At 53.7% G+C, this 24,255-nt stretch carries 16 protein-coding genes; 14 read left to right on the forward strand and 2 right to left on the reverse strand.

Going from position 1 to position 24,255, the window contains the following annotated elements; translation table 11 throughout:
- Positions 1-497: 497 nt before the first annotated feature.
- The 12 genes from ACFQ03_RS00705 to ACFQ03_RS00760 all read left to right on the forward strand — a co-directional run bounded on the left by ACFQ03_RS00705 (position 498) and on the right by ACFQ03_RS00760 (position 14,453).
- On the forward strand, positions 498-2,840 hold the full coding sequence (locus ACFQ03_RS00705) for a helix-turn-helix domain-containing protein (RefSeq protein ID WP_379285450.1): 2,343 nt from the start codon (positions 498-500) through the stop codon (positions 2,838-2,840).
- Positions 2,841-2,955: 115 nt separating this feature from the next.
- Positions 2,956-3,909, forward strand: a complete 954-nt coding sequence (locus ACFQ03_RS00710) for an ABC transporter permease (RefSeq protein ID WP_379285452.1) — start codon at positions 2,956-2,958, stop codon at positions 3,907-3,909.
- A 13-nt stretch (positions 3,910-3,922) separates the two neighbouring features.
- Positions 3,923-4,789 carry a carbohydrate ABC transporter permease gene (locus ACFQ03_RS00715; protein WP_379285454.1) on the forward strand — a complete coding sequence of 289 codons (867 nt, stop codon included), beginning with the start codon at positions 3,923-3,925 and terminating at the stop codon, positions 4,787-4,789.
- A 47-nt stretch (positions 4,790-4,836) separates the two neighbouring features.
- Positions 4,837-6,357, forward strand: coding sequence for an extracellular solute-binding protein (locus ACFQ03_RS00720; RefSeq protein ID WP_379285456.1), 1,521 nt, complete (start codon positions 4,837-4,839; stop codon positions 6,355-6,357).
- A gap of 309 nt (positions 6,358-6,666) precedes the next feature.
- Positions 6,667-8,073, forward strand: coding sequence for a sulfatase-like hydrolase/transferase (locus ACFQ03_RS00725; protein WP_379285458.1), 1,407 nt, complete (start codon positions 6,667-6,669; stop codon positions 8,071-8,073).
- Positions 8,074-9,230: 1,157 nt separating this feature from the next.
- Entirely contained in the window at positions 9,231-9,533 is a 303-nt protein-coding gene (locus ACFQ03_RS00730) for an urease subunit gamma (protein ID WP_379285460.1), read from the forward strand.
- Between the two features lie 138 nt (positions 9,534-9,671).
- Positions 9,672-10,055, forward strand: coding sequence for an urease subunit beta (locus tag ACFQ03_RS00735; RefSeq protein WP_379285462.1), 384 nt, complete (start codon positions 9,672-9,674; stop codon positions 10,053-10,055).
- Entirely contained in the window at positions 10,052-11,767 is a 1,716-nt protein-coding gene (gene ureC, locus ACFQ03_RS00740) for an urease subunit alpha (RefSeq protein WP_379285464.1), read from the forward strand. The genes ACFQ03_RS00735 and ureC overlap by 4 nt, the downstream gene beginning before the upstream one ends.
- Positions 11,768-11,832: 65 nt before the next feature.
- Positions 11,833-12,285, forward strand: a complete 453-nt coding sequence (ureE, locus tag ACFQ03_RS00745) for an urease accessory protein UreE (RefSeq protein ID WP_379285466.1) — start codon at positions 11,833-11,835, stop codon at positions 12,283-12,285.
- On the forward strand, positions 12,266-12,964 hold the full coding sequence (locus ACFQ03_RS00750; RefSeq protein WP_379285468.1) for an urease accessory protein UreF: 699 nt from the start codon (positions 12,266-12,268) through the stop codon (positions 12,962-12,964). Before ureE ends, ACFQ03_RS00750 begins: the two co-directional genes overlap by 20 nt.
- Positions 12,965-13,015: 51 nt before the next feature.
- Positions 13,016-13,627 carry an urease accessory protein UreG gene (gene ureG / locus ACFQ03_RS00755; RefSeq protein ID WP_379285470.1) on the forward strand — a complete coding sequence of 204 codons (612 nt, stop codon included), beginning with the start codon at positions 13,016-13,018 and terminating at the stop codon, positions 13,625-13,627.
- Position 13,628: 1 nt separating this feature from the next.
- Positions 13,629-14,453 carry an urease accessory protein UreD gene (locus tag ACFQ03_RS00760; protein ID WP_379285472.1) on the forward strand — a complete coding sequence of 275 codons (825 nt, stop codon included), beginning with the start codon at positions 13,629-13,631 and terminating at the stop codon, positions 14,451-14,453.
- A 67-nt stretch (positions 14,454-14,520) separates the two neighbouring features.
- Here ACFQ03_RS00760 and ACFQ03_RS00765 read toward each other — a convergent pair whose 3' ends face one another.
- Entirely contained in the window at positions 14,521-14,901 is a 381-nt protein-coding gene (locus ACFQ03_RS00765) for a YmaF family protein (protein ID WP_144935506.1), read from the reverse strand.
- A gap of 459 nt (positions 14,902-15,360) precedes the next feature.
- Between ACFQ03_RS00765 and helD the strand changes: the two genes are divergently transcribed.
- Positions 15,361-17,712, forward strand: a complete 2,352-nt coding sequence (gene helD, locus ACFQ03_RS00770; RefSeq protein WP_379285475.1) for an RNA polymerase recycling motor HelD — start codon at positions 15,361-15,363, stop codon at positions 17,710-17,712.
- 640 nt (positions 17,713-18,352) lie between these two features.
- On the forward strand, positions 18,353-20,383 hold the full coding sequence (locus tag ACFQ03_RS00775; protein WP_379285477.1) for a S9 family peptidase: 2,031 nt from the start codon (positions 18,353-18,355) through the stop codon (positions 20,381-20,383).
- Positions 20,384-20,913: 530 nt separating this feature from the next.
- Here ACFQ03_RS00775 and ACFQ03_RS00780 read toward each other — a convergent pair.
- Positions 20,914-24,246 carry a DEAD/DEAH box helicase gene (locus ACFQ03_RS00780; protein ID WP_379285479.1) on the reverse strand — a complete coding sequence of 1,111 codons (3,333 nt, stop codon included), beginning with the start codon at positions 24,244-24,246 and terminating at the stop codon, positions 20,914-20,916.
- Between the last annotated feature and the right edge of the window lie 9 nt (positions 24,247-24,255).

A 24,255-nucleotide genomic window follows, 5' to 3' on the forward strand; every position in this document is an offset into this window, starting at 1 on the left:
TTCCTGTATGCACCTTTAACCTTTATTCCCATGAATTTTTCGACAAGAACTTTTCACTGTCCAGTAATTAAAGAAAAATAGAATAATGCCGATATGCAAGCCGGAAGTGTATACTTCCGGTTTTTTTGTCATGGACATTTTCAATTATTGACTGTGCATGTCGTGATGCTAGATTCAGGGAAATTCAGGAAAGGACGAACAAAACTGCAACTGATTCCTCGTCAAAATCCCAAACTGGCACAAATGGGCAGATTTACCTGAACAAATGTGCTGTTTCTTTTCGATTATAACCATAAATCTTGCCAGGACTGTACCTCTGCTTGTTCCTGTTGCTTCCTTCTATTCTCCATCCCAAAGGTTTAATTCTACTTTAATTCGTACCTGCGGATCCAAAGGTTAGAATTGGTAATCGCTGAGTGAAGTGTGGAATCTTTCCTCTTAAAGGCAGACCCGATTATATTATAATGTAAGGGCATACAAAAGAGGGGGGAGAACTTGTGAGAACGGTTTTCGTCCGGCTGCTGCTGCATCTCACGGTTGCGGTCGTTCTGATTACATTGCTGGTCGGTGCACTGGTTTACCGGTATACGACGGTCATGCTAAAAGAGGAGGTTCTCGGAGCGAACACCGAGCTGCTCGCACAGACTCGGAAAATCGTGGAGCAGGCTCTGGGGGAGGTGCAGCAGATGGCAACATCGCTGGCGATCAACACAGATGTCCAGAAATCGGTCTGGCTTCCTTGGAATTTGGAAGAGGAGTACCATTTCCTGCAGAACACCGGCAATTTGTTCTCGGAACGCATCCATTCCTCCAACTATCTGCATTCCATTTATTTGTATAGCTCCATCAATAATAAGCTGATTTCCCCGTCGGGCATCATGGACCTGACAGACTTCCCGAACCGGGAGCCGCTGCGGGAATTTATCGAAGGCCGGGAAACGATGAGCTGGGGAGCGGGCCGCTGGCCGGACGAACGCAATTCCTCCGACAGTGTCCTTCGCTTCTATTTCAGCGTTCCTCTGAACCATATGGAGAAGAAAGGAGTTCTTCTTGTTCATCTGAAGGAAGACGTGCTCTACAACGCAGTGGTCAATACGAACAACCGCAAGCTGGGGAATGTTGCAATATTGAACTCCGAAGGGGAAGTATTGTCTTATAAAGATAAAAGCATGCTGCTTCATCCGTTCGCGGATACCGATATAGAGCAAATTCGTACAGAGAAGACAGGCTCGTTCGTCGAGAAGATTGGCGGGAAATCCATGCTGGTCTCTTATCTGACCTCCGACTTTAACGGATGGATCTACGTCACTCTGAATCCCTATCAAGAGGTGTTCAAGAGATCGAATGACATCATCCGGATTACGCTTCTGATTTCACTGCTGGGACTTGCTCTCGGAGTGGCCCTCATGGTGCTGGTTTCAAGAAATTACTACAAGCCGGTAAGAAGGATGGTCCATGCCTTATCCAACCATCTGGAAAGACCGTTCACCAAAGCTCTTCACCGTGACGAATTCAGCTATATCAGCGAATCGATAGATCATTTATTTAATGAAAATGAGGAATTTAAAACCAAATTTTATAACAGCGAGCTGGTTTTGCGTGAGCACGCCCTGATTCATCTGTTGTCGGGAAGCCCGTCCGGAAGCGAGGAACTGAAGCGCCAGCTTGCCTATTACGGCATACCTCTCCAGCCTGAGCATTTTATCGTGATTGTCCTTCGTCTTTATCTGGATGAGGAGCCGGAGCGGGCCGAGCCGGAGGAGAAGCTGCGTAATTTGATTCATTTTCAGGTCCGTATGCTGTGCGAGGAGACGATGGCTGCTTACGGGTCGGGAGTTTACATTCCCCAATTTCATAAGCAAGACGTCATGATCATGAATACGGGAACTTGGGGGGACCGGGAGCAGACGGTTAACAAGGCGAAAGAGCTGGCTTTTCAGGTAAAAAGAAACGTGACCACGCAGCTGCCAGAAGCCAGTCTGACGATAGGAATCGGCGGCAGCTACCGCAGCCTTGGAGAAATCTGTCTCTCCTATAACGAAGCGGTCGAGGTTCTGCTGTATGAACGCTTTACCGGCACAGGAAGCATCTTGTCCATCCATGATCTGCACATCAACTATATGAACCGGAACCGCTTTATGAACTTCCGCCAATGGGTGGACAAGGCCGTGAACGAGTTGAAGATAGGTCGGCTGGATGCTTCCCTGGCAGCTAAAGACGAGCTGATCCGGCAGCTGGTCGGGGATTCGGCGCTTGGCCTCCATCACAAAAATTTGATTCTGAACGGGCTGCTCCACGCGTTAATGACGGTTCGTGCTGAAATGTTGACGGGAAGGGAGGGGGAAGAGGAGGATGACGGTCTCGTATATGAATTTGCGAAGCTGCAGAGCCTGGAGGATATCCGTCTGTGGTTTGACAAGGTGTTCGCCCGGACGGCAGACGCTCTGCAGGATAAGCGGGAATACAAGAACGTTGAACTGATCGGCAAACTGGTGTCCCATATCCAGGCCAACTTCCGAGAGCCTCTCAGCCTGCAAATGCTGGCGGATCTGACTTATATGAACAGCCAATATTTATCGAAATTATTTAAAGAAGTGACCGGGCAGACGTTCATGGACTATCTGACCTATATCCGCCTGCAGGAAGCTTACCGTTTGCTAAAGGAATCCTCATTAGGCATTAACGAAATCGCGGCAGCATCGGGCTTCGGGCAGAAGCAGAATCTGATCCGGACAATCAAGAAGCACACGGGATTAACCCCTACCGAATATCGGAAAAGGTATGCGATAGAGCGTTTGAACGGGGAAAAATCGAAAATAGATACCGATCCGATCCATTGATACCTGCCCAATCTCCATAATTGATACCGTTTACAAGTATTGAATCTTGTCGGGCTCAACCTCCTCCTTCTATGCTGAAAGTGCTTACAACAAATGAAAGGAAGGAGGTTTGCTTATGCCAACGCCTGCTGCAAAACCGGGACGAACCGGCATAGGACCTGCAAGATTGGAAGTGCTGAAACGGATTTATAGCTATCGTTCCTTTTACTTGATGCTTCTACCGGCCATTCTCTATTATCTTGTGTTTCATTATTATCCGATGTACGGAGCGCTGATTGCCTTCAAGCAATTCAGCATCACCAAGGGGATCACGGGGAGCGCCTGGGTCGGCTTCCAGCATTTCGAATACTTGTTTGGCCTGGATAAGTTCTGGCAGATTTTCTGGAACACCATCGTGATCAGCTTATACCGGCTGGTCTTCGGCTTTCCGCTGCCGCTGATCGTCGCCCTTCTGCTTAATGAGGTTCGCAAGCTGATGTTTAAGCGGACAGTGCAGACAGTGATCTACTTGCCGCACTTTATTTCCTGGGTGATCATGGGAGGCCTGCTGATCAATCTGCTCTCGGTCGACGGCGGGGTGGTCAACAATTTGATACGATCGCTTGGCGGACAGCCTGTCGGCTTTCTGATTGACGAGAATTATTTTCGCGGCACATTGGTCTGGTCCATGATCTGGAAGGAGTTCGGCTGGAACACCATTATTTATATGGCAGCCTTGGCCGGTGTCAATCCGCAGCTTTATGAGGCGGCGGTCATGGACGGGGCCAATCGGTGGAGAAGGGTATGGCATATCACCTTGCCCTGCATCCGCAGCACCATCATCATTCTGCTGATTCTGCGTATCGGGGGGCTTATGGAAGCGGGATTCGAGCAAATTTTCGTCCTGTATCATCCCGGAGTCTATAACGTAGCGGATATTATTGATACGTATGTCTACCGGGTCGGCCTCACGGAAGGCAAATTCAGTCTCGCCGCCGCAGTCGGATTGTTCAAATCGGTCATCAATTTTACCCTTCTGGTCATAGCCAACAGTTTGGCGCGGAGAATGGGTGAACAAGGGATTTATTAAAGGGGGAAGGGGCATGACACATAGCGGTGCGGGCAGCAAAATATTTGATACAGTTAACTACATGTTTTTGACATTTCTCGCATTCCTGACTTTGTACCCGTTCTGGGATTCGCTGATCGTCTCGATTACTCCTCTGCAGGAAAGCTTGTCCTCCAACCTGCATCTCTATCCGAAATCGGTCACTCTAGAGGCTTACCAGTACCTTCTGCAGCTTAAGCAGCTGTGGGTTTCCTACGGGAACAGCATCTTTATAACGGTATTCGGAACGATTATCAGCATGTTCGCCACGACGATGGCGGCCTATGCGCTGTCGAAACGGCAGTTGCCGGGAGGACGCCCGATCATGTTCGCCATCGTCTTTACGATGATGTTCAGCGGGGGCATCATTCCCACTTATCTGGTTGTGAAGCAGCTTGGCATGATGAATACAGTATGGTCGATGATGATTCCTACTGCGATTCAAACCTACAACCTGATTATCATGCGGAATTTTTTCACCTCCATTCCGGACAGTCTCGAGGAGTCGGCCAGGATAGACGGCTGCAGTGATTTGGGAATTCTGCTTAGAATCGTCATTCCGCTGTCGATGCCGGCTATCGCCACAATCTCTTTGTTTTATGCTGTGGCGAGATGGAACGAATTTTTTACGGCGGTAATGTATGTCACCGATAAGGGAGTTTGGCCGCTGCAGCTGTTCCTCCGCTCCATGCTGATCGACAACGAAGCTTCTTTCCAGTCGGGGGGAGACAGCCCTTTTCTGCTGGGACAATCGATCAAGATGGCAACCATTATGATTTCAACCATACCGGTGATGATTATTTATCCTTTTTTTCAAAAGTATTTTGTGCAGGGGGTTACGTTGGGAGCGGTCAAGGAGTAGCATCGACACCTTAAGTTTTATATGCCTATAGAGGGGGAAGCAGGGACATGAAAAATATACGGAAGAAGAAATGGCTTACAGGCGCTTGCGCGTTGATCGTGCTGACTTCGGCGGCAGGATGCGGGAATAATGAAGCAGGGGGATCGTCCGCAACAGACGACAAGCCGGTCAAGCTGGTGTTTCTGACACCGGGTGATACGGCGGCGAATCCGATTGGGCCCGATGACCGGATCATAGCGGAAATTAACCGGAGGCTGGGGATTGATCTGCAGGTTCAGGTCGTCCCCGAGGGCAGCTACGAAAAAATAAACGTGTCCATCGCGACCGGCGATTTGCCCGATGTGGTCACGATTAATTATCCATCGCCCTCCCTCAGCCAATGGATCGAGGAAGGTATTCTTGTCCCGCTGAACGATTATTTCGATGTAATGCCGACGGTCAGAGGAAAAATTGAACAAAGGCTGACCTGGACGGCGGTGGACGGCAAGTATTACGGCTATCCGTTCATTGAGGAGCGGTCCAATACAACGATTGCCTATCGCGCGGATTGGCTGGAGAAGCTCGGTCTGAAGCCTCCGGAAACGCTGGATGAATTCTATCATGCGATGAAGGAGATTGCCGCGAAAGATCCTGATGGCAACGGAAAGCAGGATACGTACGGGCTGACGGCTACGAAGAGCACCGGCTTTAACAGCTCCTTTAACTTTATTTTCTACGCCTATGGGCTGCCGCATGGGGATTGGGTGTTAAATGAGCAGGGGGAAGTCGTGCCTATCTTCGAGCATCCGGCATTCCGGCAGGGAGTGGAATTCATCCGCATGCTGTGGGATGAGAAGCTGCTGGACCCGGAATTTCTGCTTAACGATACGCAGCAGCGGGAACAGAAGTTTTATCAGGGCAAGGTCGGATTCATGGGAGCCCCGCTGTTCCGTCACGTAGGACGGCTGGAGGCAAGCCTGCAGAAGGTGAACCCCGAAGGCAAGCTTGGCTTCATGGCCCCGCCTGCTGGTCCGGACGGTAAGCGAGGGATGGCCAACGCGCCCAAGAACGGTTTGTTCACGGCCGTTACGAGTCATGCCCAGGATCCGGAAAAAGCGGCGAAATTCATTGAATTCATGCTTTCTCCGGAAGGCCGCGATTTGTTGAAGCTCGGGATTGAAGGCATTCATTATACGAAAGACGGCGATAAAATCATATATAATGAAGAAGAACGCGCCAAAGACGGCTTCGCCTCCAATGGATGGTCGCATCCGCTCGCCTGGGGCAGCGTAGTCTGGCCGCTCGGCGAAAATTATTTGCCGGAAACCGAGCCGCAGGTGGACCGGGCGAGGGAATCGGTAGAGATTGCGACGGCCAATATCGTCCCCAATCTCCTGAACGTGACCACTCAGGAAGAGGTGGAGTATGGCGGTATTCTGGGTGAATTGTTTAATCAATATTACACCGAAATGATCACCGGCAAGAGAGAGATCGACGCAGGGATAGCGGAGTTGTCCCGGAAGTGGCGGGAGCAAGGCGGCGACGCCGTTTTGAAAGCGGTTAATCAAGCATATCAAGAGCAGAAATAGCGTCGTGTCCCCGAATTTGGAGCGGGGAGGGGCCGGCATGGGCTTGTAAGTGCTAACCTGTCACACAGCGGAGTGATGAGCGGCCTGAGAGGTGTGTGTACATGGAGAGCACCCGGTGTAACGGCAAGACGGGAGAGGCGTGTGTGCATGGAAGTACCGAATACAACAGTCGGACGGGAGAATCTAAGCGGCTAATGTGCTGAAGCATCGAGATACCAATAGCCTGAACGGAAGCCTGAACGGGACCCCGACCGGATGATAGGATTAGAAGGCAAGAATGACTAAATCATTAATTAGGAGGATGTTCAAGTGACGGCTTCTATATCGGATTATCCCAACATTTTATTCATCTTAAGCGATGATCAGGGGGCCTGGGCCTTGGGCTGTGCCGGTAATGACGAAATCCGCACCCCTCAACTGGATCGTTTGGCGGCGGAAGGAATGCGGTTTACCAATTTTTTCTGCACGTCGCCGGTTTGCTCGCCGGCCCGGGCCTCTCTGTTGACGGGAAGAATTCCGTCCCAGCATGGGGTTCACGACTGGATTCGCGGAGGCAGCGTAGGGGAACGGCCTATCGAGTATTTGCAGGGACAGAAGGCATACACCGAGATTTTGGCCGAGAACGGCTATCTTTGCGGGCTTAGCGGCAAGTGGCACCTGGGAGACAGTGTGAGGCCGCAGAAAGGCTTTACTCATTGGTACGTTCACCAGACGGGGGGGAGCGAGTACTATAACGCGCCGATGATCCGTGACGGGAAGCCGATCAATGAGCCGGGTTATTTGACCGATGTAATCACGGACGACGCGCTGCAGTTTCTGGAGGCGCAGGACGGGAGCCGGCCCTTCTATCTGAGCGTGCATTATACGGCCCCGCACAGCCCATGGATCGACAATCACCCGCAGGAAGTGGTAGACTCCTACGATGACTGCGAGTTCAAGAGCTGCCCGCAGGAGCCGAAGCATCCCTGGGCAATCAAGACCGCACCCTGGGCGGATAACCAGAAGGAAAACTTGAAGGGTTATTTTGCCGCCGTCACGGAGATGGACCGCAACATTGGACGGATATTAGACAAACTGGAGGAGAAAGGGCTGCGCGGCTCGACGCTGGTCTGCTTCCTGAGTGACAATGGGTTCAACTGCGGGCATCACGGCATTTGGGGCAAGGGTAATGGCACCTTCCCGCAGAATATGTATGACACATCGGTGAAGGTGCCGGCTATTTTCAGCCATCCCGGCCGTATCCCTCAAGGGGCGGTTTGCGATGCGCTTGTGAGCGGCTACGATATCATGCCCACTCTATTGGAGTACGTGGGCATGGAGTATACGGAGGCTGACGGGCTTCCGGGAAGCAGCTTCCTGAAGCAACTGCTCGGTGAGGAGGACGGCAGCCGGGAACCGGTCGTTGTCTTCGATGAGTACGGCCCGGTCCGGATGATTCGCACCCGGGAATGGAAGTACATCCATCGTTACCCTTATGGGCCGCACGAGCTGTATGATTTGGTCAACGATCCCGGGGAGCGTCACAATTTGATTGGCAGCCGTGAAGCGGAGGACCAGCGTATCGCCTTGAAGAGACAGCTTGAGCAGTGGTTCGTCCGTTATGCCGATCCGGCGCTGGACGGCACACGGGAGCCGGTGAGCGGCTTGGGGCAGCTGGACCTGGCCGGCACAGCGGGGGAAGGCCGGAAAGCGTACCATCCTTTGGAGGAAGGGTGAAGCAGCAGAAGGCACCCGGATCGGCCATCCCCAACTGATGGCCGATCCGGCATTGGCCGGCATCGTCGTGGCCGCCAGGTGACACCGGCTAGCACTGCAGGCCGCCCATCTGCGATAGGCGCGCGCCGCCGCCATTGGTCAGACGGCACATCGCCGTTATCGACTACGCCTGCCGGCGATTGCCGGGATCAAGAACCAGCATTTCTGCAGGTCTTCGGAACGATTTTAGTAAATCCGCGCAGGACATGCAAATGTGCAGGTGAATTTGGCCATTTTGCCGATTTTCGGGATTTTGGCGGGAAAGACCTGCACTATCGCATGTCTTTTGCCGTATTTACCGGATTTCCGTGAAATGACCTGTACTTTTGCTTGTTTTCAGCATTAAGGGATTTCCGGTGGCAAGCTAGTGACCGGAACGCTTACCAACAGGAACGTCCCGTCGTCAGGAGCCCTGGCAGCACTGTGAAAAAACAGCTAAGACCATGAAATAAGACAATCGGTAATGAAAGCCTGCGAAAGCGATGGTTTTAAGGCTGATTCGAGTCAAATTCTACATTATTCGTTGAAATTGGGTGCTTTAGTTTCCCGACCAAATTTACTATGATGGGAGTAGTGCTATAAGCGTTATATTAGATAATTAGTGGAAGCAAACCCCTCCCAATGAACCGGTATGAGAGAATGATCCCCTTATTTCTGCTCATGCCCTGCCACTAATGCAGCACTAACCGGCTTTATCCGCTTCGGCATTCCATGCCAATTAACCCTGGTTGCAGCCCTAAGAAACCGCATTGCAACCACTCCTTATTTAAAATGTTACAGGTAAGACCTCGGTTAGAAAAAACTCGTTAGCGCTAACGGGCTTTTTGACGGCAATAGATTTTTATTTGGCGATAACTCCGATAGGAGTTTTTCTATTCGCGAATTTGTGAAAAAAGATACAAATCCCAATAGAAAGAAGGGTGCTCCTCACCGGATCTGGCTTAAGTCTGCGTGAACGAGCAGTCTATTTGAGTGCGCGTTTCTGCTTGTACAATGAGTTTGAATAAGCCAATGATGCTCTTTGATTCAACAGTGTATGGAAAAATATGTAACAAATCTTGAGGAATTTTAAAAAAATCAATACAGGCCGATGAAGCCGGGGGATAGGAGGAATACGGATGAGACTGACACCTCGAGAGCAGGAGAAGCTGATGATTGTCGTGGCGGCCGATCTTGCCCGCAGGCGCAAAGAAAGAGGGTTGAAGCTGAATTATCCGGAGGCGGTGGCGCTGATCACCTATGAAATTATGGAAGGAGCCCGCGATGGCAAAACGGTGGCTCAGCTAATGAGCGAAGGGGCCACCATTCTACGCAGGGAAGATGTCATGGAGGGAGTGCCGGAGATGATTCCGGATATTCAGGTCGAGGTGACCTTTCCGGACGGCACGAAGCTGGTTACGGTCCACGATCCTATTAGATAGTGCATTTCACAGAAGGCCCGCTTACAAAGTGGTTTGGCCAGGATGCGTTCCTTTTTTCGACAGTGCATTACGGCATCGGCATGGAGGGACGGAATCTCGTACAACATGCAGAGTATCATTTCAAAGGAGGAGACAGGCTTGATTCCAGGTGAATATAAATTGCTGGGTAATGATGTGATTTGCAATGAGGGACGCCCTACCGTGTCTCTGGAAGTGCTGAACGTCGGGGATCGTCCGATTCAGGTCGGTTCGCATTTTCATTTCTACGAAGCCAATAAGGCCTTGAAGTTTGACCGGGAGCGTGCATTCGGCATGCATCTCAATATTCCTTCCGGCGCAGCCGTGCGCTTCGAGCCGGGAGACCGCAAGGAGATCGAACTGGTCCCGTTCGCCGGGGAACGGAAGGTCTATGGATTTAATAACAAGACGGACGGATCGCTCGATGAGAGGGAAGCGGAGGCTCAAGAACGCCGGGCTTCCGTCATTCCGTCTTCAACTGTCGGATCGGAGGTGGGCGTATGAGCTTTACCATGTCGAGGAAGCAGTATGCGGATATGTTCGGGCCGACGACCGGCGATGCGGTTCGCCTGGCGGATACCGACTTGTTCATCGAGATTGAGAAAGACTACACCCGTTACGGGGACGAAGCGAAATTCGGCGGCGGAAAATCGATTCGCGACGGTATGGGGCTGCATCCGCTGATCACTCGCGAGGAAGGCGCCATGGATCTCGTCATTACCAATGCCATTATCGTTGATTATACCGGCATTTATAAGGCGGATATCGGCATTCGCGACGGCAGGATTGCCGGGATCGGCAAGAGCGGCAATCCGCTCGTTATGGACGGAGTCGATCTCGTTATCGGGGCTTCCACCGAGATTCTCTCTGCGGAGGGGTTGATCGTCACGGCGGGAGGCATCGATACCCACGTCCATTTTATTAATCCTCACCAGGTGGAGCATGCGCTGGCCTCCGGCTTGACCACCCTGATCGGAGGCGGCACCGGGCCGGCGGAGGGCTCCAAGGCGACGACCTGCACGTCGGGCGAATGGCATATTCACCGGATGCTGGAGGCGTCCGAGGGCCTGCCGATCAATGTCGGCTTTCTCGGCAAAGGCTCGGGAGCCCATGAAGCGCCCATGGCCGAGCAAATCCGGGCCGGAGCGATCGGCTTGAAGGTGCATGAAGATTGGGGAGCGACAGCGTCTGCAATCGATTATTCGCTGCGTGTGGCGGACAAGTATGACGTCCAGGTGGCGCTTCACTCGGATACGCTAAACGAGGGCGGGTTCGTGGAAGATACGATTGCGGCGATCCGGGGCAGGGTCATCCATACTTATCATACGGAAGGAGCGGGCGGGGGCCATGCTCCGGATATGATCAAGATGGCGGCGCTGAGCCATGTGCTGCCTTCCTCGACTAATCCCACCCGGCCGTTCACGATCAATACAGTGGAAGAACATCTCGATATGCTGATGGTATGCCATCATCTGGATCCGAGCGTACCGGAGGATGTAGCCTTCGCCGACTCCCGCATCCGCAGCGAAACGATTGCGGCCGAGGATATTTTGCATGATTTGGGCGTATTCAGCATGGTCAGCTCGGATTCCCAGGCGATGGGCCGCGTGGGCGAAGTTATAACCCGGACCTGGCAGACGGCCGACAAGATGAAGAAGCAGCGGGGCAAGCTGCCGGAGGATGCGGGCTCGAACGGGGACAATTTCCGCGTCAGGCGCTATATTGCGAAGTATACGATCAATCCGGCGCTCACTCACGGCATTGCCGATTATGTCGGTTCGGTGGAGGTCGGCAAAATCGCCGATTTGGTCATCTGGCATCCGGCTTTCTTCGGGGTTAAACCCGAGATGGTGCTGAAGAACGGCTTTGTCGTGCAGAGTCTGATGGGGGATCCGAATGCATCGATTCCGACCCCGCAGCCGTATATCTACAGGCCAATGTACGCTTCTGTAGGCAGGGCGCTGGCGCGCTGCTCGGTCACTTTCGTTTCGCAAGCCGCGCTGGACGCGGGAGTTCCCGCACAATTGGGACTGAACAAAATCGTGCTTCCCGTCCGGGGCATCCGCACGCTAACGAAGAAGGACATGATCCTGAACGGGGAAACGCCGGAGCTGTTCGTTGATCCGCAAACCTATGAGGTAAGAGCGAACGGAGAGCTGCTGACCTGCGAGCCGGTGGAGGTTTTGCCGATGGCTCAGCGGTACTTCCTTTTTTAAGGCCAACGGACAAGTACGGGTCACCTTATAGTTGATAGACATTCAGAATCCGAAGGAGGGGCAGTATGATTATTGAACAAATAGCCGGGAAGCTGGAGCAGCTTCGGCCGGAGGACAGAGCCGCACGCCATGTGGAGAAGGTATATATGGACAGCGAAGATTTGCTGAAGAAAATTCAGCGAGTGACGACGGACCATGGCAACGAAATCGGCATCCGTCTGACGCAGAAGGATGAGCTGGCGGACGGGGATATTTTATACATGGATGACAAGAACATGATCGTCATCGTAGTGCGGCCGGACGACCTGCTCGTAATCCGCCCCCGCTCGATGCAGGAGATGGGAGAGATCGCCCACAAGCTCGGCAACCGTCACCTGCCGGCGCAGTTCGAGGGAGAGCGGATGCTGGTGCAGTATGATTATTTGGTCGAGGAGCAGCTCGTCCAGGACGCCATTCCATATACCCGGGAGAAGATGAAAGTGAAGAAGGCGTTCCGGCATGTGGGACATAAACACTAATTCGCTGCTTGCCCTGCTGCAGTGGTGCGATTCGAACTTTCCCTCCGGGGCGTTCAACCATTCGTTCGGATTGGAAACCTACCTGCAGGAAGGATTAGTGACGGATGCAGCCACCTTCCGGGAATGGCTGACGGTCTACCTTAACGAGCAGCTGGTCTATTCGGACGGATTGGGTTGCCGACTAGCCTATGAGGCGTTGGATGAAGGCCGCATGGAAGAGCTATGGGCATTGGACCGGCTGCTGACGGTTCAGAATCTCCCCTGGGAATCGCGGGAAGGAGTGCGCAGAATCGGAGAGAGAATGATCCGGCTTGCGGCGGAGTTGTATGAAGATCCGTCTTTGAAACAATATCGGGATCGGATATTGCGTAAGAGGTCGTATGGCCATCCGGCGGTCGCTTTCGCCATGGTCGCCCGTCTCATGCAGGCGGAGAAGCCGACAGCGGTGTTGGCTTGTCTGTACTCGTCCGTTAGCAGCATGGTGCAGAACGGGGTGAGGGCCATTCCGCTCGGACAGACGGAAGGTCAGCGGCTGTTGATGCATATGCAGCCCGCTCTGCTGCAGGCGGTTGAGGCTGTGGAGAGATTGACGACAGACGATATCGGAATCGTATCCCCTGGATTGGAATGGTCGCAGATGAAGCATGAGAGGCTGAATACCCGGCTTTTCATGTCGTAAATGATCGTTAAGCAAGGAATCGAGAATCTAGTATGGAAAGAGGGCGAGAGCATGAAACCGGTCAAAATCGGGGTAGGCGGTCCTGTCGGGGCCGGCAAAACGATGCTGGTGGAGAAAATAACCCGGCGTCTTCACGGAAAATACAGCATGGCTGTAGTGACCAACGATATTTACACGAAGGAGGACGCCAAAATTTTGCTGCAGACCGGGGTGCTGCCGGAAGACCGGATCATCGGGGTGGAAACGGGCGGCTGCCCGCATACCGCCATCCGGGAAGATGCATCGATGAATTTCGCGGCTATCGATGAACTGATGTCGCGGCATCCCGATCTCGAAATCGTGTTTGTGGAAAGCGGCGGCGACAATCTGGCGGCCACCTTCAGCCCGGAGCTCGTTGATTTCTCCATTTACATTATCGACGTAGCCCAAGGGGAGAAGATCCCGCGCAAGGGCGGGCAAGGGATGATCAAGTCGGATTTGTTCATCATCAACAAAACCGATCTGGCCCCTTATGTAGGCGCCAATTTGCAGGTAATGGAGGCCGACACACTCGCTTTCCGCGGCAATAAGCCGTATTTCTTCACAAACCTGAAGGAAGAATCCGGGCTGGACGAAGTTGTGGAATGGATTGAAAAAAACGCCCTGCTGACAGGTCTGGAATAACATGGGCGAATGGACGGGAACTCTCCGGATGAAGGCGGAGAACAGGGGAGGCCGGACGGTCGTCACCGATTTGTACCATCAGGGCGCCTATAAGGTGGCCCGCCCGATCTATCCCGATCATTCCGGGCAGGCTTGCTATTATGTGATGAATCCCGGCGGAGGATATGTGGACGGGGACCGGTATCGGATGAGTGTGGAGCTGGAGGAAGGGGCAGAGCTCCTGATCACGACTCAATCCTCGACCAAGATTTACAGGACGCCCGGCCAACCGGTGCTTCAGACGACGGAAATCCGCATGAAGTCCGGCAGCTATCTGGAATGGCTCCCGGACCCGATCATCGCCTACCGGGACGCCCGCTACCGGCAGCAGACCGTTATCCATATGGAAAGAGGAGCCTCGCTAATCAGCGCGGAAGTGATTACGCCGGGATGGTCGCCGGACGGAACGCTGTTCGCTTATAAGGAACTGTCGCTCAAGAGCGAACTGTACATGGATCGGGAACTCGTTCTGCATGATCACATGAAGCTCTGTCCGGAAAGCCGGCCGTTGTCCGGTTTAGGCAGAATGGACGGGCACACTCATTTCGGCTCCCTGTTCGTCATCGGTGAGCAGGCAACGGCGTCCTTCTGCAGTGCATTGACAGAAGCGGTTCAACTGGAGGAACAGGCGGGGAAGATCGGCCTGTCCGAGTTGATCGTGCCGGGCTTCGCTGTGCGGATGCTGGCTGATTCCACCCAAACCATCGAACGGTTATTTGGCCGGATTGTCAATTATACACGGGAGCAGTGGTTTGGGAAGGCGCCCGTGTCATTGCGCAAATATTAGCCGCCCGATAAGGGAAAGAAGGCTGCCAGATCCGCTTGGGTCTGCAGCCTTCTGTGTCTTCGCTTGATTAGATTTCGTTGCCGGTCTTTCCCCCGTATTCATGGGCATGGGGAGTGGCTCCATTAACGGTAGTGACGCCTTCGAAATAGTGGTAATGGCCACCTTCGGGAAGGGGAATGGCCGGTCCGGTCGTGCCCCGGATCAGATGCATATGGCCATCATCGAACGAGGTTTCAGCTTGATATTGATGGACATGCTGCACTCCGCTCGGAGCGGGGGCGGTTGTGCCCGCGTATTGATGTCTATGCCCGACATCGAAGGAGGTCACACCGGAGAAAGGATGAATGTGAACGGGTCTTCCATTCCAATTTGTAATATACAGTTTGTGGGAATGACGCCCGTCCGAATCATCCGAATGAACAACGAAGCCGGAGACGGGTATATCCATAGGGCTCACATCCTGTCAGAACGATCATTGCGGTTGTCTGCATCGCCAGGCAAGCCGGTTAGGGCGACAGCAGATAGCCTATATAAGTCTATGTCCCGGATTAACGGTTGGACTGTGCAGATGCCCATTTGTCGGAAGGACTACAGGGCATAGTAAAGGAAGCACCGGATCCTTAACAAAGAAAAAAGATCGGGCAGGAGCAATGCCCGACCCCATCTTATTTTATACGTCAAATTGAACACTAGAGCTGTATCAATATTCAGACATAACAAAATAACACAAGAAGAAACCGATTGATTTCTAAACCGGTCCTGTGCTACAATAAAATTTGGATTTTGTTGATGGGAAAATCCGAATATATTATTTCCCGATAATATATTATCACAAAAGAAGCATGGCTGTCAACATTCATTTTATTAGGTTGGTTAAAGATAGGGATTTAGCAAAAGGAGTGATTTGATGAGTTTGACTGAACAGGATTGGCTGGAAGAGAAGAAGCGTGTGAAGCGCGTGGAACAAGAAATTGACAGCAAGATCGCGGTTCTTCAGGAGCATGTCAGCGATAAGAAAGAGGAAACCGTGGACGTGCGGAGAAATTTCTGGGACGACGTCACCATAAATCTGGACGATTCCAGCGAGCTCATCGAAACCTACGCCAGCATTAAACAGCAGGCGGAAGTGTTGTCGGAGAAGGAGCGCAGCTACGAGCACGCGTACAACCAATTGAACATTCTGAACAAGCTCAAGCAATCCCCATACTTTGGCCGGGTGGATTTTCTGGAAGAGGGACAGAGCAGGGCCGAGTCCATATATCTTGGAATAAGCTCCTTGTATGATGAAGAAGAAATGGAGTTTCTCATTTATGATTGGAGGGCGCCGGTATCCAGCTTGTATTACGATTACGCACCCGGCCCTGCCCGGTATGAGACTCCCGGGGGCACGGTCTCCGGAACCGTTGAGCTTAAGCGTCAATATACGATCCGTGACGGGCAAATCGTCAGCATGTTCGATACAGGAGTGACCATCGGCGACGAGCTGCTGCAGGAGGTGCTGGGCAAGCAGGCGGATTCGCAGATGAGAAGCATTGTAGCCACCATTCAGAAAGAGCAGAATCAAATTATCCGCAACGAGAGAAGCCGTCTTCTTATCGTCCAGGGAGCTGCCGGAAGCGGCAAAACCTCGGCGGCTTTGCAACGGGTAGCTTATTTGCTGTATCGGTACCGGGAAACGCTGAAGGCCGAGCATATCGTTCTTTTCTCGCCCAATATGATGTTTAACAGCTATGTGTCGACCGTCCTTCCGGAGCTTGGCGAAGAAAACATGCAGCAGACGACCTTCCAGCAATTTCTGGATCATCGGCTCGGCCGTCAATTCCAGCTTGGCGATCCGTTCGCCCAACTGGAGTACGAGTACACCGCCATGAACGAACCGGGATACGAGGCCCGCATGGAGGGAATCCGTTATAAGGCTTCGGCGCGGTTTATGGAGCTGATCGAGAGGTATTTGTCCGTTCTCGGGAAGGAAGGAATCCTTTTTAAAGGCTTGAGGTTCAGGGGCAAAACGCTTCTGTCGGCGGCCCGGATCCGGGAGCAGTTCTATGCATTGGATTCGTCCTTGTCCATACCGAACCGGATGCAGTTGTTGTCCGAATGGCTTCTGGGGGAATTGAAGGAAAAGGAGAAGGCCGAACGGAATGAACCGTGGGTGGAGGATGAAATCGAGCTGCTCGATAATGACGCCTATCAGAAAGCTTACCAAAAGCTGAGGAAGCAAAACCGCTTCGCAGGGGAGTCATTCGATGACTATGATCGGGAAAGGGAGCTGCTGGGCTCCATGATTGTCCGCGAGCACTTCAAGGGGCTGCGTCAGCGGGTGAAGAAATTGCGGTTTGTTAATGTCCCGGGCATTTACCGGCAGTTATTTGCCGATCCGCAGTATGCCCTTCGCTTCGGCCGGGAGGCCGACCTGCCCAAGCATTGGGAGGAAATTTGCGCGCAAACCGTAGAGCGGCTGGACCGGTCCGAATTGGCCTATGAGGATGCGACTCCGTATTTGTATTTGCAGGAAAGAATAGAGGGCTTCCAGACCAACAACCTGATCCGCCATGTCTTTATGGATGAAGCCCAGGATTATTCCCCTTTTCAGTTCGCTTTTATCCAAAAACTGTTTCCGCGCAGCAAAATGACGGTGCTCGGAGATTTGAACCAGGCGATTTTCGGTCATGCGGAGGCGGAGGACCATTGGGAGACGCTGCAGGCTCTGTACGGGGAAGAACAGACCGAGCGGTTCATACTGACGCGAAGCTACCGTTCCACACGGCAAATCATCGATTTTACGCGCGGATTGATTCCGGAAGGGCATGCGATCGAGCCCTTTAACCGCGAAGGAAGCAAGCCGACCGTGACGCAAGCAGCCGACGAGTCTGACCTTAATGCGAGGGTGGCCGAACGAATCCGGGCTTTGCAGAATTCCGGACTTCGAACGATTGCCGTTATCTGCAAGTCGGCCCGGGAAAGCCGGCAAGCCTTCGCGAAGCTGGATCAACTGCTGGAGGCTCGGCTGATCGAGAAGGATGCGGCCTCGTTCGAGCCCGGGGTGCTGGTCATTCCCGCCTACCTGGCCAAAGGGGTGGAGTTCGATGCCGTCATCCTCTACAACGCCTCGCAGGAGCAGTACGGCAGAGAGGGCGAGCGCAGGCTGTTCTACACGGCATGCACCCGCGCGATGCATGAGCTGCATCTGTATTACATCGGCACGCGCAGCCCGTTTCTGGACGATGTCTCGCCGGATACTTACGTTGCAGGGGATTGATGACAGGGGCACGGGGCGTATGTCGGGCTGTATGACGCGACCGGTAACATGCAGATTCGAATTTTGAGATTCGGTAGCATTATTTGGGAGGGGAGTCAATGACTGACTGGAAAGAATGGGTCTCGGACAGTCAAAAGCGCTGGGAAGAAAATGCCTCCTACTGGGATGAACGCATGGGGGAAGAGAGTATTTTCACAGGCCACTTTCGGAATTGGTGACCTTGGGGCTGGAGCAGAAGTTCGTCCTGGATGGAATGGCCGAGCCGGTATTTCGGCGGGATGACGGAGGCCGAGGGTCGGTGTGGGAGGAGATCCCTCCTGTTCTGGTTGTTCGCTTTCGGAAGCTTCTTTCCGGTCAGTGAAAGAGGGCAAAGGGCTTGTTTGGTTAAGCCGGTTAATGGGTTAGCAGACTGTTTGCCGACACTCGGTAAATTCGTTTGAGGTGATATCGAGATGGTGATCCGTTGGGGAAGCATGGCCACCTTTGCATTTTAACGGTCATATATTGTCGGCAGCGATCTTCATCGTTATCTTGTTAAAAAAATAGGGGCAGCCCTGGAATCTTTTTTTGGACCATAGTCTTAGCTTTCTGATAAAATATGGAAAAAGGGGGCAATTGTGAAAAGAGGAGAGTGAGCGCTATGGGGAGCAAACGAAAGGTGACTGCGGAAGATCTATATAGTTTCCGCTGGGTCAGTGATCCGGCCGTATGTCCGGTGAGCCGTTCCATTGCTTATGTGTGTCAATCGGTGAGCGACGACAGGGAGAACTACCGGTCTCATATCCGACTTCTTACTATCGACGGAGCGGAGGATCGTTCGTTTACCAATGGAGGACCGCTGGCCCCTGAAGGGCAGGATACGGCTCCGGCCTGGTCTCCGGACGGGAACCGGCTCGCCTTCCTGCGCAAGTCCGATCAAGGAAGACAGATCTGGATCATTCCCCGTGAAGGAGGGGAGGCAAGGCAGATCACGCGCTTGCCGCGCGGCGTCAACTCTTTTGCCTGGTCTCCCGACGGCACGCATTTGCTGTTTACGGCGAAGGTGGCCGCAGATCCGGAGCTGGATGAGCTTACGCCGGAGGAAGAGAATAAGCGCTGGGCAAGCCGGGTCCGGGTCGTCACCCGGTCGAAGCCGAAAGCTGACGGCGCCGGGCTATGGGATCATCGGAGAAGCCATCTGTTTGTGCTCGACCTGGAGACGGAGCAGACTCGTCAAATCACCGATGGAGATTATGATGTTCATGAGCCCGTATGGTCGCCGGACGGTCGGCAGATAGCGTTCCTGGCGAAAATAGCGAAGGACCCGTCAGAGGACATCGACCTGCAGCTTATGAACGATCTGTTCCTCATCGACCGTGACGGAGGCGAACCCCGCCGGCTGACGGATACGAGCTGGGCGATCAGCCAGGCAAGCTTCTCTCCCGACGGGAAGCTCATAGCCTTCTTCGGCCACGACCGGGCATATGAAGGCGCGACGCAGACCGCGCTGTATACGATCTCCGCAGAAGGCGGGGCCGCAGCCTGCCTGACCGAGGGCTTCGATGTGTTGCTGGGCAATGCCGCTATCAGCGATATGAGGTCGCATTTGCGGACGCCTCCCCCGCTGTTCAGCGCGGACGGCCGCTCCATCTACGCGCTGGTTTCCATTGCGGGCAGTGTGCAGGTCTGCCAGTTCCCTCTGGACGGCGGCGGGAAGCCCGAGGCACTGACGGAGGGAGCCAGGGAAGTTTATCAATTTGCGATAACGAAGGACGAACGGTATCTGGTGATCGCAGTGACCGATCCGTTACTGCCGGGAGATTTATACCGGGTGGATCTGCACACCGGGGAGGAGGTCCGGCTGACCGCAGCCAACGACGCTTTCCTGGAGCAGATCGAGTGGAGCTCGCCGGAAGCCTTCGAATTCAAGGCTTCGGATGGCGTCACCGTTCATGGCTGGGTCATGCGTCCCGCCGGTTTCGAGGCGGGGAGACGGTATCCCGCCATTCTGGAAATCCATGGCGGCCCGCATGCCATGTACTCTCATTCTTTCTTCCATGAGTTCCAACTGCTGGCTGCACAGGGGTATGCCGTCCTGTATACCAACCCCAGAGGCAGCTTCGGCTACGGACAGACGTTCGTGAACGGCTGCCGCGGAGATTATGGGGGGCGGGATTATCAGGACTTAATGGAAGCGGTCGATTATGCAGCAGACCATTTCGATTTCATCGATAAGGAGAGACTCGGCATAACGGGGGGCAGCTACGGAGGCTTCATGACGAATTGGGCGGTAGGCCATACGGACCGCTTCCGGGCGGCCGTCACCCAACGGTCGATCTCGAACTGGCTGTCCTTCTACGGGGTAAGCGATATCGGCTATTTCTTTACCGAAGGGGAAATCATGGGAAATCCGTGGGAGGACACGGAGAAGCTGTGGAAGCATTCCCCGCTCGCTTATGTGAGCAATATCCGGACCCCGCTCCTGATTCTTCACGGGGAGCAGGATTTGCGCTGCCCGATTGAGCAGGCTGAGCAGCTCTATATGGCGTTGAAGCGTTCCGGCAAAGAGACCGAGCTCGTGCGCTTTCCGGGCGCAAGCCATGAGCTGTCGCGAAGTGGGAATCCCGGGCTGCGCGTTGAACGGCTGAACCGGATCGTGGAATGGTTTGAACGGCATATCAGCAAAGGATAAAGCTTACATAACTTTCTTATATATTTTTAAAAAAAGCTCCTGACGGAGACCTGAGGGAAAGCCAACGTCGCATCCGGGTCGGTGAAGACATCGCAAAGACGAGCAAAAATACATTAAAATCGTGACTATTTCCAATAAAAAGGTGAAAGACGCTCAAATGTGCAGGTCTTTTTCACAAAATGGGGCCATTTCGCAAAAATCGCTCCAAAGACGTGCATTATTGCTCTAGAATAGGGCATTGCGTGGCTTTTTCTCCGAAAAGACGTGCACTATCGCTCTAGAATCAGGTACTTCAAGGCTTTTCTCCGAAAAGACGTGCACTATCGCTCTAGAATCAGGTACTTCGAGGCTTTTCTCAAAAAAGACCTGCATTATTGCTCTAGAATAGGGCATTGCGTGGCTTTTTCTCCAAAAAGACCTGCACTATCGCTCTAGAATAGGGCACTCCGCGTTTTTTTCCAGAAACGACAAACGACGGACGATTCAACTCTCAACGTCCGTCGTTTGTCGTTTCCCATCAATGGTAGGGTTCAGCCTATCATCAAAATTTCCCGGATGTCCTGCTCCGTCAAGGAGGACAGAGCTTCCTGGCCGGGCTGAATGACTTCATCGATCAGATGCTTCTTCTTCTGCTGCAGCTCGTACATTTTGTCCTCTACTGTGCCCTGAGCGACGAGGCGGATAACCTGCACCACCTTCTTCTGCCCGATGCGGTGCGCACGGTCGGCGGCCTGCTCCTCTACGGCGGGGTTCCACCACAGATCATAGAGGATGACGGTGTCCGCCCCGGTCAGGTTCAATCCGGTGCCGCCCGCTTTTAAGGAGATGAGGAACAAGTCCTTCTCCCCTTCGTTAAACCGGCTGCACAGCTCAACCCGCTCGGAAGCGGGAGTTTTGCCGTCCAGGTAGAAGAAAGGCACTCCCCGGCTCCCCAATTCCTGACCGATCAGAGCGAGCATTTCGGTAAATTGGGAGAAGACCAGCATTCGCCTTCCCGCACTCCGGCAATCCTCCACAATGTCCATCAACTGCTCGAATTTGGCCGAGCTTCCGCCGTAGCCTTCGACAAACAAGGCGGGATGGCAGCATAACTGGCGAAGCCGGGTCAAGCCGGCCAAAATTTTGAGCCGATTCTTCCGGAGATCGTCCTCGTTCAGATGCTTCAACGTCTCCTGCTGCAGTTTGGCCAGATAGGCCAAATACAGCTTCTTCTGCTCCGGCAGCAGCTCGGAGGCCTGCAGCGACTCGATCTTATCCGGCAGCTCCTTGAGCACATCGGCCTTCAACCGGCGCAGCAGAAACGGCCGTGTCCGCCTGGCTACCACTTCCCTGGACAGCTCGTTGAAGGCCTTGCGGCCAGGGAACAGCCCGGGGAAGACCGCTTCGAAGATCGACCACAGCTCCTCCAGCCTGTTCTCGACCGGGGTGCCGGTGAGAGCAAAGCGATACCGGGCCTGAAGCTGCCTCACCGCCTGCGCCGTCTGGGTGGCATGGTTCTTGAAGGCCTGGGCCTCGTCCAGGATGAGGGTGTGGAACGAATGGCCGGCATATTCCCCGATATCCCTGCGAAGCAGAGGATAGGAGGTGATGATGACGTCCAATTGGGCCGCCTGCATCACTATATCGCTGCGATCCGCCTGGCTCCCGTCGGCAATGGCCGCCCGTATCTCCGGCGCGAACTTCTTCAGCTCATTCTGCCAATTATAGACGAGGGAAGCCGGGGAGACGATAAGCGCCGGCTGCTTCCTGTCCCTGATCTCGGGCAGCATAGAGACGAGGAAGGCGATGCTTTGCAGCGTTTTGCCCAGTCCCATATCGTCTGCCAGAATGCCGCCGAACCGGTAATGCGCCAGCGTTCGCATCCATTGGAATCCATACTTCTGGTAATCCCGCAGGACCGGGGCGAGACTGTCGGGAACCGGGAATTCCAGTTGGTCCGGATTGCGCATATTGTCCAGAAGCTGGCGGAAGGCTCTGCCCAGCTTGACGGCATTTCCGGAACGATCGGAGTCGACCAGCGAGAGCCCGCGGACGACCGGAACGCGGATTGTCGCTTCCTTCCGCTCTCCCTTGCGAATGCCCACTTCCCCTATGAAGCGGCTGATTTCCTGGAACTCCGCAGTTTCCAGCGGCATTAACGCTCCGTTCGGGAGCCGGTGATATTTGCGCTTCTCCTCGAGAGATTTCAGCAATTGGCCGATCTCCGACTCCGGAATCCCCGCGATATCGAAGCGGAATTCCAGCCAATCCGTCCGTTCATCCACATCCACCGTCACTTTCGGGGAGGCATGTCCGGTGAACAGCCGTACCTTGACGGCTGTGGTGGCATACACCTCGGCCAACTCCTCCAACCGGGGAACGACATGGTATAGAAATTCATATTCCGCTTCTTCATCATCCAGGAAATATCCGCCTTCCGTCCTGGCGAAGTCGCTCTGCTCCATCAGCTCCAGAATGCGCCGTTCCCGTTCGCCGTCACGTATGAGAATCCGATCGGAGCTGTGTTCCCGGCCATCTCCTTCCAAGGGATGGATCACTATATTTCCATAGTGAAACTCCAGGCCGGCGAGCAGCCGGTCCTTCACCCGGTCCAGATACAGCTTGGCCTTGAGCGGGGCTTGGACAATACGGTCGGACACGGCTTGCGCGATGCGGACACTGCCGAGCTTAATCAAGCTGGGGACGACCTTCTCCATCAACGGTTCCATTTGCTCGGACGGGATTCGAATTTCTTGCTTGCGGTAAGCCTCAAGCATCTGTTTCAGCTCCGCAAGACGTCTGCAAGACTCCGCCGGCAGCTTCTGCAGCTTGCCTGCGGTGAGGATCATTCCGTATGGTTCCAGGATGGTCATTTCATCCAGGCCCCGAATCTCCAGATGATAACCTTCCTCCTGCGCCTGACCGAACTCAAAATGAAGAGGAAGGGGCTCATCGGATAAGCCGATTCCTTCGTAGGTTTCCATTCCTTGCTGGAGCTGCAGCGCCGGAGCTTTGGCCAGCAGGGGAAGAAGGGCTTCCCAAGCGAGGGGAGGAATCATAAGAAGCCGGTCTTTGTCCTTGCCTCCATATGAAAAGGAGTAGGCATTCGCGGATTCGAGATAAATCGTTTCGTTACGCGTGATCTGAATTAACTGCTGAATGATGGCGTCGTCTTCCGGCAGAAAGCGGTGGACCTGCGGGTCGTATGTGAACAGCCTGGAGAATTCCTGGGCTTCCCCCCGGTCGATTCGCTCCAGAAACATCTTGATTTTCTGCACGATATACGGCCGCTGGATGCCTACCTTCATTTCTATGGCGAACAAGCTCTTCCGGAAGCCATAAGAAACCGGCTTGCAAATAAATTGAACATTCAGCGGCTCCCTGCTGTCAAACATCGTTCTGGTCCCGCTGGGACGGGTGGGCGTATCGCCAAAAAGCTTCAACAGGCCGCGGGTCAATTGAAGATCCCCTGCCGAGCTTCCCAAAGGCATGCCGGCAGTAGCAGAAAATCGCGGGGACAGCATCCCGGTGTCCTCCGACGAAGAATCCGCCAGATGCAGCAGGGAGGGAAATATGCGCTCCGGCGCTTGTCCGGAATACTCCTTCTCCTGGATGGAAAACAGCACGGCGGCAATATGCTTGCAGTAGTTGTCATAGGAATGAAACGCGGGACAGGTGCATTCCGCATCCACATCCCCGTTCCCGTCCACTTCAACGGAAACCTCGTAATGTTTGCTTCCTGTGACCACAGCTTCGTATATGGATGCTTCGGAATCGTATCGGGTGAAGGTTACTCTCTTACCGCGATGGTAAGCCGCCCCTCTATCATAAGAGGTCCGGCCGCACAGCAGCTTGATAATCCGATCTGTCAATTGAAAACTCATTGCTAAATT

Origin of the sequence: Paenibacillus residui, assembly GCF_042677205.1 — a bacterium.
Taxonomy (GTDB): Bacteria; Bacillota; Bacilli; order Paenibacillales; family NBRC-103111; genus Paenibacillus_L; species Paenibacillus_L residui.